This is a genomic window from Sphingobium phenoxybenzoativorans, assembly GCF_018286635.1.
GTDB lineage: Bacteria > Pseudomonadota > Alphaproteobacteria > Sphingomonadales > Sphingomonadaceae > Sphingobium > Sphingobium phenoxybenzoativorans.
Genome location: NZ_CP073910.1, coordinates 2,635,667 through 2,648,579, shown reverse-complemented (window position 1 = coordinate 2,648,579; position 12,913 = coordinate 2,635,667). Strand labels below are relative to the sequence as shown.

Sequence of the window (12,913 nt, the reverse complement as noted above, 5' to 3'; positions counted from 1 at the left end):
GTCTATTTCTGGACGCCGCTGATCAGCACGAAGCCTGGCAAAATCGACCACACCACTAGGGGTCATCACCAGAACGGATCGTAGTTGACCGTCTGGAAAATCGTTTAGCAGTGATTCTGCGACGGCTTTATGATCTTGCCCGATCCTCATACGGCCTCCACTGCATGGGGATATTGGATGATGCGGTGGACATCGCCGTTAAGCGAGGTGAGGTCCCACCATGTGTGCTGGCCGATCGCGGACGTGAACACGATGCTGCCCTGAAACGTGTTCATCGATACCAGGGCGAAGAACATGCCGGGCTTTTTCGGCCGACAGAACGGCCTGATCGCGGCATTTTCGATGACGAGCTGCCCATTGATGTAGCCGCTGACCGTGGTGGTGGTCCAGGTCAGGCCCACCAGCGTTGTCTTGCCAACAAAGCTCCCCGGAGGAAAATCGATCGTCAGAATGTCGAGCGTGTTATCGTAGCTGGTGACATTATGTACGCCGTCGAAATGCAGGCGCACCCGATCATAGGTGCTTGTCGTCTGGACAAAGTCGAAGCTGCGCAGGCCATGCCAGATCGGCGCTTCCGGGAAAAAGTCGCCGGTAATCGAGCCATTGACGGCATTAATGCGCGCACCCGGCTTGCCGGCACCGGCAAGGCCATTGAGAACATAGTTCATTTTCTTGCGCGGCGTAAAGTTAGTGGCGTGCCGCGCGTAGGGGCTTTTGTCCTTGATCGCGTAGATGTCGTTGGTGCTGGCGTCGATCAGCATCTGCCGATTATCGAGGATGTCCCAGTCATAGCCGCTGTATGCGTTGAACTCTTCTAGGTCCCTGTAGTCACCCCCCTTAGTCAGGCTGACCGCAGTCTGCGATTGCCCCTCAATGTTGGATGCGGTGAGCGTGTAGGTCAGTGGACTGGCATCCAGAGCAGCAAACAGAGACGTTCGATCTTGAACGATAAGATCCCCTGTCGCAGAATCTACAGTCGCGCCGGGTATCGAAGTCACAGCGAACTGAGGGGCGGGAAATCCAACGACACTGGGGGGCACATACGCGATAATTGAGCCATTCGGCCGCGCTTCGGGCACGATGAAACTTGCCGTGAGCGGCATCTCCGGCGCGGTCTGCGTAGGTGTTGGGGTTCCCCCACCGTCACCAGTGATTCCCAAAATCTCGCGAATGGCAGCAATTGACCCTGCGTCAGACACGCTTTTCTGAAGGGCGTCTGCCAGTTCCGCTGCACTTAAGTTGGACATGGTGGAGCTCCGCTAGTTGAGCGTCGACATCAACGGGCTGCCGTCGATGGAACTAAAGAGGGGGGAGCCGTCGATCGAGCTCAGGAGTTGGCCAGGCAAAGGATAGAAAGGCCACTGCGATCCCGGACCCTCGATCGCATCAGGGAAGATCGGCGGATCGACGATGATATCGACTTCCCGCAGGCCCGTAAGTATGGCGCGCTCGGCGCCCGACACGTAGAGAGAGACATCGGCTGTCGTCAGGTCATTCTTGTGCAACGCACGGCGGACCTGCGCATCTGTCAGCGCTGGAACCACCGAATATGTGACCTTCGCCCGCGTCAGTACTTCCAGCAGCGTCGCCTCGGCTTCGAAAGGAGTATCGAGGGGCATGCGAATGGGATCGCCGTTGATGAAGATCGGCGAGCCGTTGAAATCCCGGCGGTCGACAATGATGGTTGTCGTCGTTTCCAACTTCGCCCCCGTTACCCGATTTGCACTATACGGATAATTTTGGGGATTGCGAGACTGGACTAATAGGACAATAACGAGGCGTCGGGATGGCGCAGTCCGGTCAGCGCGATAGGCTCATAACCTATAGGTCGGGGGTTCGAATCCCTCTCCCGCAACCATTTTTTAGAGCGTGGGTCTCCCAGTCTGGTTGACATGGAGACATCTTGCCGGCCGCTATACGCCTGACGAAGCCTGAGATGGCAGAAACCCGCAAGGGTCGCGTGGAGTCCCCCAAGGCCGGGAATAACTGGGGACCTAGGCCAGACGACCGGCCCACGCTCTAAGAGATGATGTCTTTACCGCCGGACGCAGACCCCATTGATGCTGCCGGACCGCTTCATGCATTGGCTTCCGGGGCCGCAATCGGTGTTGAATGAACAGGTGTCGCCATATGTGCCGTTGGTGTCGAGCGGTGACTGTACGGGGACGCGATCATTGGAATTGCCGGGGTTCAGTCCGCCAGCACATATCCCGTAGATCTGGCCGGACTGTTTGAGGCACTGACTTCCAGGCTGGCAGTCAGTGTTGAACGAGCATGCTGCTGCTAAATCAGACAATGCCGCCGCCGTTAACAGAATGATTGAGGTGATGATCTTCATTGCTTCCTCCGCCGAATCCGGATGATATTATCATGGATCATCATGGGCGGGACCTATGCAGCCGAATCGGCGCATTCTGTTGGGTTGTCCTTTTGGTATAAGATTTTCCGTTGCGATGGCGTTATATGGATGCGGTGAATATCACCGTCCTCCTATATCTCGTTGCCGTGTGTGGCCTAATTTTCCTTGCTGGCCGCTTCGTGTCCGGATCGGCACGGGCTGGGGCGGCCTATTCGCTCTCATTTGCATTGGTAGCTTTCGGGCTGGCGGCTGGCTCTTGGATCGTGGACTCCAAGCCCGTCACCGGCGGCCAGGACGATGTGAATTGCGTCGGCTCATCCTGCGCGCCGCAAACGACGGGCGAGCAGTATTAATCCATCTCTTTCGCGCGAAGCACCGTCTTGTTCCACCGCGTATTGTAGGCGGCGATCACACCATCCTCGGCCGTCTTAAGTCGATCCCGGACCTCGCGCAGTTGCGCATCATCGATCCGGCCAATCTCGTGCGCCAGATCGGCCGCATTCCGTTCCTTGCGGATCGCCCGCACCTGCTTTTTCGCTGCCTTTGTCGTGTCGATCATGGCGAATAGCGCCTTGTTCTCCGACGCATATTCGCGGGCATCGTCCGCGCGCCCGCGCTCCAGATAGTCCTTGGCGTTGGCAACAGCGGTCTCGACCTGGTTCACCCGGTCGTAATAGGCGGACTTGTCATACCAGCTCGGCTTGCTGCCGATCACCTTGCGGGCAAGCGGCAGGTCGTTCGAATCCACCTCGGCTTCAGGATCGAACAGCTTGGCGGTAAGATTGGCATTGCGCTCAACGAAAGCGCCCGCAGCGCCGAACACGACGCCGGACAGATATTCCAGCGTCTCAGGGCTGACGTCGATATTCCCGGCAACCACGTCATCGCCGCCGGTCAACGCGGTCAGAGCATCGGTGACACCCTTCCAGATCGGGCTGACGGAATTGAAATAGCGCTGCGCGTTCGGCACCTGCGGCCCGAACTGGTTTTGCTCCGGCATGATCGGCCGATCGGCGAAGTCGCGATTCCGCTGCAGATCGACGAACGGGTCGGCGATCGTCGGAGCGATGAAGTTGAGCAGACTCTCGGTGCCGCCGATCGGGTTGAAGGCATCAACCACCGATCCGGCGAAGTCAGCCGCGCTTGCCTGCCAATTGTTACCACCGCGCCGCGCAATTTCGGCAATCGTGCGGCCCGCATTGTGAAAGACGTTATAGCCATAGGGCAGGGGGATTTTAATGTAATCTCCCTTGCCGCCCGGCAACACGATGATGAGGTTGCGCGATTTATCGAACGCGCTGATCTTGTCATAGAAGCTTTCGCCGTCGTCATCGTCGCCGGAAACCAGCGCGTTCATGATTTCCAGCGCGGCGCCGGTCAGCGCCACGCCCGCCAGCACCTTGCGCACCTTGGGCGACTTCATTGCCGTGAACAGCCGTGTCGTGCCCTGGATGCCTGCATTGAAGAACAGATACATCGAGTTGACCAGCGGGCCGAAGCTGCCGCGCCGGTTGAAGTTTACCGTGAGGTTCTTGGCGAGGCTCGCCGCCTTGCGTCGGGACATACCGGCTTCCACGGCGTTCTTATATGCGGCCAGCCGGATCGCATTCTCGACACCGTTATTGAGGTTGTCGATGAAATCGCGGGTGGCGACCAGACCGCGCTTGACCGATAGGCGCCCGGCCGCCTTGTCGCCAGCGGCCTTGAACGACTTCGCCAGGCGGCCCTTGATCTCGTCCAGATCCTCGACATTGTTGAAATAGACGCGGCCTCCATCCATGACGAAGTCACGGTACCAACGATCCCATTCGCCGGAGCCCTTGCCGAAGCTGCCTTTGACCGACGCGGCGAGGGCCTTGCGATAGTCGCGCAGCGTGCCGGAAACCATTCCCGCCTTTTCAGCGCCGAGATTGATGCTGGCGGTCTGGATGTCGCGGAAGGCGTTCGTGATGACGAATTCCGGGTTCCAGCTGGTGTTGACCGTGGACAGGAAGCGATTGACCGCCCCCATATATTTGACGACGAATTCGACCTGCTGCTCGTTGAGGTTGCGCATGGACGTCGCCAGCCGGACGGCGGCGGGGTTGGTCCGATCCATCGTGATCCTGTGCTCGACGCCATCGACCTTGGCCGACACCGTGTAGGGCGCGTCCTCGGCGCTGATCCGGCTCTGGTTCTGATATTGGACCTGACCGCTCGCCTTGTTGAACACGGCGCGGCGCTCGATCTTGTTGACCTTGCAGAAGCCGGGATCGGGAGCGGCCTTAGCCAGTTCGAGGAAGGATTGCGCGACACGGTTCTTTTCCGCGCGCACGATCGCCTCCTCGGCCTGCATGACGGCATAGGCGAGGATATTGTCGGCCTTCGACTTCCGGCCGAACGCCTGCTTGGATTCCTTGCCCTTGACGCTGAGACCACTCTGCTGGCTGATCCTGGCAGCCAGCCCGGTGCCCATACCGGCCAGCCCTTGACCGCGCAGCGGGACATAGGACTGATATTGCTGTTTCCAGATGTTGGCGTCCGCCTCGCTCATGAGGCCGCCATCGACGCGGGTTTGCAGAGCATCCGCGAGCATCTTGTCGACACGGGCAGCGAGGCGGTCGAGGGCAGGTTTCTTGCCGGATTTCTCGACACTGGCCATCACCGCGGCGGCCTCGGCATCAGTCATGCCTGAGCCTTCACCCTCCTGGAATGTCGGATTGATCTTGGCGATCTGGGCGTTTCGCTCCGGCGCATGGCGGGCGTACAGATATTCTTCGAGTTCCGCCGGTGTCGTTCCTTCCTCATGGATGGCTGATAGCAGCGGTTCCACGACATCATCCGCCAGCGCCTGGAGGCGTGCGCCAATGCGACCTGACATCAACTCCTCTGACAGATAGACGTCCTCGGCTTCGGTGAGCGGGCGGCCAAGCTGCTGCTCGACGGTCTGTTGCGTGCGGAGGAGGGGCAGGTAGCGATCCTGTAGCGCCGTGCGCCAACGGTCGACGGCGTCGCCTAGTTTGCCCTGACCCTGGCCGATGGCGTCGATAGCGGACGTGATGCTGTAGCGCGGCTCTGTGACGGTTTCTTCGACTTCTGGCTCACGCGAGCCAATGTCACCCCGCTCCATTGCCCGCATGACGCTCTCGGCCGTCGTAAAGCCCTGGCCGCGCAGCACCTGGCCGACACCGCGCAGGAAGTCGCGCACCCGCTCGAACGCCCTGGCGACGAAGCCGCGCTCCTTCTGCCCACGGGCCCAGCGGGCGTATCGGTCTGCGATGGCCTCCTCGACCTGCGCTTCCTCAGAGAGCGAGGGATAGCGCTTCCGGATCGATCCCATCATGGCCCGGTCGGCGCGCGCGGCCGATTCCAGCGACTTCCATTCAGGCGGAAGAAATAGCCCGAAGTCCTTGAAAGCGTGGACAGCCTCATGATTGAACGTCGTTTCCGGGTCCTGGCTGGCGCGCAATGCAACATCGATCACGGCGTTCCAATATCGGCCCGCTACGTCCTTCCGGCCCTCGATAACGTCGGTGACATTGACGGTGACGCGATCCCCCAATCCGAGTTGGCGCACGCGGTCGGCAAGCTGCTGACGGACGACAATTCGATCCGAACCGGACGCATCCGGGGCGGTGTTATTGCTTTGTTCATCCAACAGGAATAGATTGAGGCGGTCCCCGGCGTCGCCTTCCATTGCAGGTGCGATGGCCAATTTGGTATCCCCTTCGGCCTTGGCCGAGGCGTCCGGGGCCTTCACATAATGGTTGAAGCTATACTGGAACGTGCCGCCATCGGTTTCGCGGACGAACACCATGAGCGGCTTGACCTGATCCCCGACCCGCACATTGGCGGCATAGCGGTGTACCGCCTTCACGCCCGTTCGATCGCCGGGCAGCGGCCCAAGAGCCTGGCCGCGCTCTATGATCTTGGGGATGGCGCGGGCCGCCATCAGCAGGTCCTCGCCTGCCGCGCTGCTAAGTTTTCCGGCCCCGACGCGATTGAACCGAACCTCGCGGCCATCCGATGACATGACGGTCGTGCCGATCAGACCCTTGTACCAGCGCAGGACGCGGCCTTTCAGGATCGCATAGCGACTGGTCGCGCCGTCCGGCAGCTTGCCCCAATCCGAGACCTGGATCGCGACGGTTGGCAGATCGGGAATGGAGAACAGGCCACCCTGATCCCGCTCGGCGCTGAACAGTCCGCCATCCTGATCGGAGACCGCCTCCTGACCGCCGCGCCGCGCCATCGACTGCTGCTGGCGCGCCTCAAGCTCTGACCGCTGCGCCTGAGTCATCGAGCGATCGGGTTGCACCGGATCGGACAACATCGTCATCTGGCCGGACTGCGTATCCAGCCAGCCTATTTGCGCGCCATCTTCGTCGTATAGGGGTTCGGTGCCGGCGGGTTGCCGGTCTAGCGGTTCAGGGCGTCGATCTGGGCGAGCCTCGTCTTGGCCTTGGCGCGCTGCTCCGGCGTCAGACGCTCGTCCGTCGACGCCTTCAGCATCCCCGGCCGGAACCTCTGCAGGGATTGACGTGTCGGAGGTGTCGCCTTCTTCATCGACGGCATCGATATCATAGATGTCATCGCCGGTCGAGGCGAGGAATTCTCCATATTCACGCGACGCCGCCTCATCAATGGCGGCTATGATCGCCTCCTCGGCGGTCAGTCCATCGCTCATCAATTCGATGGCGCGATCGATATCAGCATCATCGAAGCCGGGGATATCAATATCGTTCGCGGCCGAGACGACGCGCTCCCGCGCCTCATCCTCCGGTTCCTGGTTCGCTTCCGCCTCGCGCGCGCCGCGGTCGCTTTCGGGATGATAGACTGGACTGCGATGGCCGCGCTCGATCAGGTCCAGCGTGTCGGATTCGGTGGCGTCCTCTGGCAACCAGCCCGCCTCGACCAGACGTTCGCGGACATAATCGATCGACCTGCCGCCCGGCCGGATCAGCGCACCTTTGCCGGGAATGAACCGCTGGAGATTACGGCCTTTGCGGAGGCTGTGATTTTCGTCATCCCGGATACCGCCGTTCGCTGCGATGAAGGTCAGGACATCGCTGTTGAGGTCCTGCGTCTTATTGCGCGGCGCGGCGGTTCGCTTCGTCTTTCCCTCGATCGCGGCCTTGACGGCGTTTTGATAGCGCTTCGGGAAGGTGACACCACCCGACCCATGGGGAATCGGTCGCACAGATTTCGGCAGGGCCTCGCGGATTGCGGCCAGGTCAGCATCCGACGCGCCGCGAACGAGCAAGCTGCCGCCCGGCGTGATCTCATAGGACGGGGAGGGTGGGGACGGGGAGGGTGGAGCCGCCGGATCAGGGTCAGCGGGGGGCGGTGATGTGGCCGGCGGCTCAGGATCAGGAACGGCCTGCTGCACGTCGGGTTCCGCCGCGAACGCGCTTCCTTCGGCGTCGGTCGCAGAAGGGAATCGCTTCACCGTATCGACAAGCTCTGCGATCGGCGCATCGAGGCGGATGGCACGGACGTCCTCGCCGGCATCCCGCTTGGCCAGCCATTGATGATGGCCGTCAAGGACGTGGCCGTCGCTGCTGATGAGGATAGCGCGATCAGCGTCAGATGCTTTTGCGCGCGCCGCCGCGACCTTCTCGGATGAGAATTCGCGCTGTGTTGGTTTCAGGCTCGACGAAGGGATGGTGATTTCCTCATGGGCGATCCCTTGCCCGCGCAGGAAATTCACCATTGCGCCGCGATGCTCGGACTTGATCTGCGGCATATCGTCGCGCGGAATATCGAGCGTGCCGGATTCGGGGGTGAACTTTACCCAATCCTTGTCGATGGCCTCGCCGCGCAGGTCGCCGCCGGCCGGGGCGTCGTCCGGTGGGATCAGGGACGTCTCGCGTTCGACGGGGGTGGTGTTCGCGACCGCCGGTTCTGCCTCCGAAGGCGCAGACTTCTGCGGTTCCGGGGTGGTGATCGCGGCTGGGCCGTCGCCTTTACCAAGCACGAAATGCCAGTGATCGCCCGTCGCATGCTTGGAGCGGCCTGCGCCGGTTTCGTTCAGCGCCTCGATGATGGTGTAACCAGCGTCCTCATAGCGCTTGCGCGCCTGCTCGAACGTCATGCCCTTGATGGGAGCCATGTCGATCGCGGCCTTGGACTTGGCATGCCACGACGTCGGGTTGGCTTTTGTCAGCGGGTCGTCGGCAGATCGGTTCCATGACGTCACGCGCGCGCCGGGAAATAGCTCCTCGGTTACGGCCTTGGCATTGTCGATGGGTGTTGGCTTGCCGCTGGGCGGGGTCGGGGAGGGCGGCGCCGACCTTAAGCCGTCTTCGACGCCACCCTCTGTCGGCGCAGATACCGCATTGGCCCGTTCGCGCAACCGTGCATCGATGGCGTCGGCTTCGGCCAGCGGCGAAGGCAAGGCACGCGGTCCACTGGCCTCGACGATCGCGCCACGGCCCTTGGCGATCATGTCGGTCGGGATCGGGCTGGCGACGTCCTCATCGGTGACAACGACATCGACCGGCGCGGAATCCTTGCCGGGCTTGACCGCATGGACCCCGGCGCTGCCTATCTCCTCGCCGCCGCGCAGCGCGCCACCGACGATACCGCCGCCGAGTGCCGCCATGCCGGAGCGTTTCGCGCCTTCGGACAGATCAAAGCCCTTATCGGTGCCCAGCGTCTCACCGGTATATTGCACGCCTTCCTGCGCGCCTTCGGTCAAGCCTTCGCCGAGCGCGGCACGGCCGATGCGGATCGCCGCGTTACCACCTTGGGCACCGATAATGCTTTCAGCACCATAGCGGTCGAGGATGGCCGCCAGCAGGCCCGCTGGCGCGGCGCGGCCTACGTCGCCGATATCGGCATCGGTCTCGCCGTTATTCTCGGCCCGCGCCTGTGCGATGTTGCCGGTGTAGCTGGCGGCCGATATCGGCGGAGCCAGAAGCGACACGGCCATGCCGGGAACAGAACCGAGCGTCAGGTCAGAGACCAGGCCGGGGACGGCACCGATGGATGGATTATCGACGAAGCTTTCAAGCGTGGTCTCGCCTGCGATCGGCGCATCGCTGACACGCTCCTGTTGCCGGGCAATCCCTCGAAGCTGCTGCGATGCCTGCCGGTTGCGATCCAGATTTTCCTGCGACGTCCAGGGCAGGGGCGTATCCGCCGACCATTCGTTGATGGCACCGCCGACGCGGCGAAGTCCGGCGCCAATGTCATCGGCGGCACGGGAGACGATCGATCCGGCCCGGTCGAAGAAACCCTCGTCTTTCGAAGCATCAGCGATCGAGCGATCGGCGTTGTCGCGGGCGCGGGACTCCGCTTCCGAGCGCGGGATCGGCGCATCGATGATGCGGCGCACCGCCGCCGTGTCGGGCTTGCCGCCCTGCTGGGCGCGGATCGCGTCAAGCAGCGAGAGTGGCTGATCGTCGGCCGGGCGGGAACCGGACTGCGATGCCCGGATATCGTCGAGCAGGCTCATTTTACGCTGAGCTTATAGCCGTTCGCCTTCGCCCACTGGCGCACCTGATCCTCGGTCCAACCCATCGCCTTGGCCGCTTCGCGCACCTCCGATGCCGTGTAGACCTTCGCCTGTGGCTTCGAACCGCCCTGGGCGGCAGGCTTGGTCGGCGGAGCCTCGCCACCGGCTGGGCGCGTACGTGGGGCAGGGGCGGCTGGCTTGCCATCCTCGTCGTCGTCCATGCTGAGCCCGGCCAGCGGATCGGATTTGGTCGGTTTGGGATTGAAATAGACACCGGTCGGCTTGCGCTCGCCGGTCTTGCTCAGGCCCCAGATTTGACCGTCATCGGCTTCGAAGGTCTGGGCGATTTCGCCCGACTCCAATTTCCGGCGCAGCATCTGACTTGCCGCATCATTCTGCTGCGAGAGTGCCGAATTGAGCCGCGCCATGCTCTGAGAATTGTTAAAATCGATCTTTTTAAGCTTGATATCATTAGTTGTTTTATGATCGTCAACGATGATCTGATTGTCAGTCGCGGCCTTACCGATCGCAATCTGCTTGTCCGTATCGCGCTGGGTCGAACGAGCGTTGTTGCGATCGGTGAGGTCGGCGGTCAAGGTCGCCTCATCTCGGCGATTCTGGGTCCGCAGAGCTTCCAGCGCAGCATCGCGCCGCGACGTGATGTCAAGCTCAGCCTGTTTTGCAAGACCCGAACCAAGACCCTGCAGGGCACCGCCAACGATGTAGCCGAGACCTGCCATCAACCGGCCCTCTGCATCGCCTGATCCATGCCGGGCAGAAGCTGGCCGAGATTACCGGCCTTATCGGCTTGTTCGATCTGGCCGAATTCCTGGCTCAACTGTTCGGGATCAACGCGCTGGCTGCTGATCCGATAGAGGTCGAGGCCGCGATAGAGAGCGCCTTCAAGCTCCTCCTCGCTGAAATCATGGATCTGTGCCGCCTCGGCAACTTCCGCAAGCTCCTCAAGGATCGCCGCCCCCCCATGGTAGAGCACGGCGTCGTCGAGATTGACCTGCGCCTGCGCGGCGCTGTCCTCAAGGGTGAGCAGAATCATCACTGCAGTCGATGCGAGATTGTCGATCGGCGCGTTCTGGAGTGGCGGCTGCGCCTGCGCAAAGACCTGCATCGCCTCCTCATCCTGCTTGCCCGATAGCTGGTCGAGAACGGCGGGAGAGACGGTCGCGCCTTCGCCTTGCGGATAGATGATCTCCATCGCATTGCCGACAAGCTTGTCATATTGCGCCTGTTCTTCGGGCGAGACGTTGGGTGCTTCGCCATCTACATCACCGCCCGCCCCCGATTGCATAGCGGGGCTCGGCTGCGCGGCCGGGCGGGGCGGGGGAGCAAGGCCAACCATCAGCTTTTCACCGAATAGATGCGGCCGGTTGCGCGGTCATAAGCAATCTTGCCAATGGGCGCGCCTGCAAATTCTTCGGAGGCTCCTTCCGGGACCAGCCCGCTATACCCCGAATAGTTTTCTCCGAGGCGCTTGAGGGTCCGCCGTTCCTCCTTCGCCTGCTCGCCAGCCATGAGGCCACCGCCAAGACCCTGTAGCATCTGGCTCGCGACCAAGGGGTTTTGGTTCATAAAGCCCATGAGGCCCCCGCCGCCGGCAGCCGGTGCGGTCGATACCAGTCCGGGCGCCGCGGCTGCGGGTACGAGGCCACCGCCGGTTGCGGCGGCTGTGCTGCCCAGCGTGCTCCCGGCCTGGCCCAGCATCGCGGCATCTTTCGAAGCGCCGATGACGGGAGCGGTACCGCCACCACCGCCCGCGCCAGCAAGTCCAGTCGCGGGCTTGATGGCCTGGCTGATACCGCCGAGCGCGCCGCCAGCGATGAGGCCAGTCGTCGCGCCTTTGATGATGTTGCCGCCGGTCACCGCAGACGTCAGCGCGCCCATGGTCGCGCCTTGGGCGGCGGTGGTTAAAACACTTGTGAGGCCGGTGCTTAAACCGAGACTCCCTATCGTCGAGGAGAGAGCGGGCAGCGCGCCGATCGCCGCGCCTCCGGTGAGGACGACGGCTCCGATCGCGAGGGCAGGCAGGGCGATCTTCTTGACGACACGAACGACCTTCTTGAAAATTTTCCCGATGCCTTTCAGCAGACCACTCATGCCGCCAGCGCCTCCCCACGCTTTGCCGTATCGCGGCGATAGAGTGCGCCGCACCGGACAAACCCCAGTCGCTCATAAAATTGCCCGACGCGCTCACCATCCGGGATGGCGTCTGTGTGGGAGAGCGTGATCTCCAGAACCGCCGGGATAGCCTCGGCCCATTGAAAATATTGGGAGAGCAGCCGCATCGATCCCCGTGAGCCCGATGCTTCATCGATGACGAGAAAGATGTCTTGGGCAACGAGCCGGTCGCCGATCATATGGACACGATCGAGCAGCCCGGCGCAAAATCCGCAAATCACCCCCTCTCCGGTTTCGACGACATTGACGAGCGTCGCGCCGGCATGGGTGCCGCCGTGACGCTGGATCATCTGCGCAAGCAGAGACCGTGCATATTTGTCGTCGATATTGACCCGGCCCACATAGCGACTGCGCGCATATTGGTCGCGGAGCAGTGCGACCATGGCGAACACATCGGTAGTGCGGGCAGGGCGAATGGTGCTCATCACCATGCCGGTGAATAGTTATAGAGCGCGCGCATGCGGGCGATGCTCGTGGTGTAGAGATTGGCGATATCGCGCTGGGCGGCAGAGCGCGTCGCGGCCGGAATCTTGTCATTCTGAAGGGTGTTGCCGATGCCGCCCGTGTAGGTATCATTGAGGCGAGCAATGGCGTCGGCCTGTGCCTGACGGTCCTGCGCCGCCAATGTCGCGAACTTGGTCTTTTCGTCGGACGCGATCTGTGCGGCGGTGTTGCGCTCGTTCGATGCGAGAGACGCCTTGTTCGTTCCCCACGCGGTATTGGCCGTGGCCGCCTGCGCTGCCTCTTGGCTGGCGATCGGTGTGGCGGCCGCCAGAGCAGCGGTCTCGGAAGCCTGTCCAGCGATAGAGGAATTGACCAATCCGCGCCGGTTTGCCTGCGCCAGACCAGAGGCGCGGGCGTTGCGCATCAGCGGGCTATCGGTCGATGTCAGTCCCGCCACGCGGCCGGAAACGGACTCCGAA

9 protein-coding genes and 1 tRNA gene are annotated in these 12,913 nt (G+C 62.2%); 1 reads left to right on the top strand and 9 read right to left on the bottom strand.

The features are described 5' to 3' along the window. Positions 1 to 146 precede the first annotated feature (146 nt). Together KFK14_RS13035 and KFK14_RS13030 are read right to left on the bottom strand one after the other, a co-directional pair. Positions 147 to 1,247: a hypothetical protein gene (locus KFK14_RS13035; protein ID WP_212607966.1), complete on the bottom strand. Its 1,101-nt coding sequence runs from the start codon at positions 1,245 to 1,247 to the stop codon at positions 147 to 149. Positions 1,248 to 1,259: 12 nt separating this feature from the next. Next, positions 1,260 to 1,700, bottom strand: a complete 441-nt coding sequence (locus KFK14_RS13030) for a hypothetical protein (protein ID WP_212607965.1) — start codon at positions 1,698 to 1,700, stop codon at positions 1,260 to 1,262. A gap of 79 nt (positions 1,701 to 1,779) precedes the next feature. Between KFK14_RS13030 and KFK14_RS13025 the strand changes: the two genes are divergently transcribed. Then, a tRNA-Met gene (locus tag KFK14_RS13025) sits at positions 1,780 to 1,858 on the top strand. Between the two features lie 177 nt (positions 1,859 to 2,035). Here the strand turns inward: KFK14_RS13025 and KFK14_RS13020 are convergent. From KFK14_RS13020 to KFK14_RS12990, 7 genes are all read right to left on the bottom strand, one after another. Then, entirely contained in the window at positions 2,036 to 2,338 is a 303-nt protein-coding gene (locus KFK14_RS13020; RefSeq protein WP_212607964.1) for a hypothetical protein, read from the bottom strand. Positions 2,339 to 2,708: 370 nt separating this feature from the next. Then, on the bottom strand, positions 2,709 to 9,797 hold the full coding sequence (locus KFK14_RS13015) for an LPD38 domain-containing protein (protein WP_212607963.1): 7,089 nt from the start codon (positions 9,795 to 9,797) through the stop codon (positions 2,709 to 2,711). After that, entirely contained in the window at positions 9,794 to 10,537 is a 744-nt protein-coding gene (locus KFK14_RS13010) for a hypothetical protein (RefSeq protein ID WP_212607962.1), read from the bottom strand. Before KFK14_RS13010 ends, KFK14_RS13015 begins: the two co-directional genes overlap by 4 nt. Next, complete coding sequence (locus tag KFK14_RS13005) at positions 10,537 to 11,154, bottom strand: hypothetical protein (protein ID WP_212607961.1); 618 nt, start codon at positions 11,152 to 11,154, stop codon at positions 10,537 to 10,539. Before KFK14_RS13005 ends, KFK14_RS13010 begins: the two co-directional genes overlap by 1 nt. Continuing rightward, a complete protein-coding gene (locus tag KFK14_RS13000) occupies positions 11,154 to 11,909 on the bottom strand; it encodes a hypothetical protein (RefSeq protein WP_212607960.1) in 756 nt (251 codons plus the stop codon). The genes KFK14_RS13005 and KFK14_RS13000 overlap by 1 nt, the downstream gene beginning before the upstream one ends. Next, positions 11,906 to 12,415 carry a GNAT family N-acetyltransferase gene (locus KFK14_RS12995; protein ID WP_212607959.1) on the bottom strand — a complete coding sequence of 170 codons (510 nt, stop codon included), beginning with the start codon at positions 12,413 to 12,415 and terminating at the stop codon, positions 11,906 to 11,908. Before KFK14_RS12995 ends, KFK14_RS13000 begins: the two co-directional genes overlap by 4 nt. Beyond that, positions 12,415 to 12,891 carry a hypothetical protein gene (locus tag KFK14_RS12990; protein ID WP_212607958.1) on the bottom strand — a complete coding sequence of 159 codons (477 nt, stop codon included), beginning with the start codon at positions 12,889 to 12,891 and terminating at the stop codon, positions 12,415 to 12,417. Before KFK14_RS12990 ends, KFK14_RS12995 begins: the two co-directional genes overlap by 1 nt. Between the last annotated feature and the right edge of the window lie 22 nt (positions 12,892 to 12,913).

Excerpts from the sequence above, each read along its gene's own strand:
- KFK14_RS13035 (WP_212607966.1), bottom strand. The coding sequence starts at position 1,247 with ATGTCCAACTTAAGTGCAGCGGAACTGGCAGACGCCCTTCAGAAAAGC.
- KFK14_RS13020 (WP_212607964.1), bottom strand. The coding sequence starts at position 2,338 with ATGAAGATCATCACCTCAATCATTCTGTTAACGGCGGCGGCATTGTCT.
- KFK14_RS13015 (WP_212607963.1), bottom strand. The coding sequence starts at position 9,797 with ATGAGCCTGCTCGACGATATCCGGGCATCGCAGTCCGGTTCCCGCCCG.
- KFK14_RS13010 (WP_212607962.1), bottom strand. The coding sequence starts at position 10,537 with ATGGCAGGTCTCGGCTACATCGTTGGCGGTGCCCTGCAGGGTCTTGGT.
- KFK14_RS13005 (WP_212607961.1), bottom strand. The coding sequence starts at position 11,154 with ATGGTTGGCCTTGCTCCCCCGCCCCGCCCGGCCGCGCAGCCGAGCCCC.
- KFK14_RS13000 (WP_212607960.1), bottom strand. The coding sequence starts at position 11,909 with ATGAGTGGTCTGCTGAAAGGCATCGGGAAAATTTTCAAGAAGGTCGTT.
- KFK14_RS12995 (WP_212607959.1), bottom strand. The coding sequence starts at position 12,415 with ATGAGCACCATTCGCCCTGCCCGCACTACCGATGTGTTCGCCATGGTC.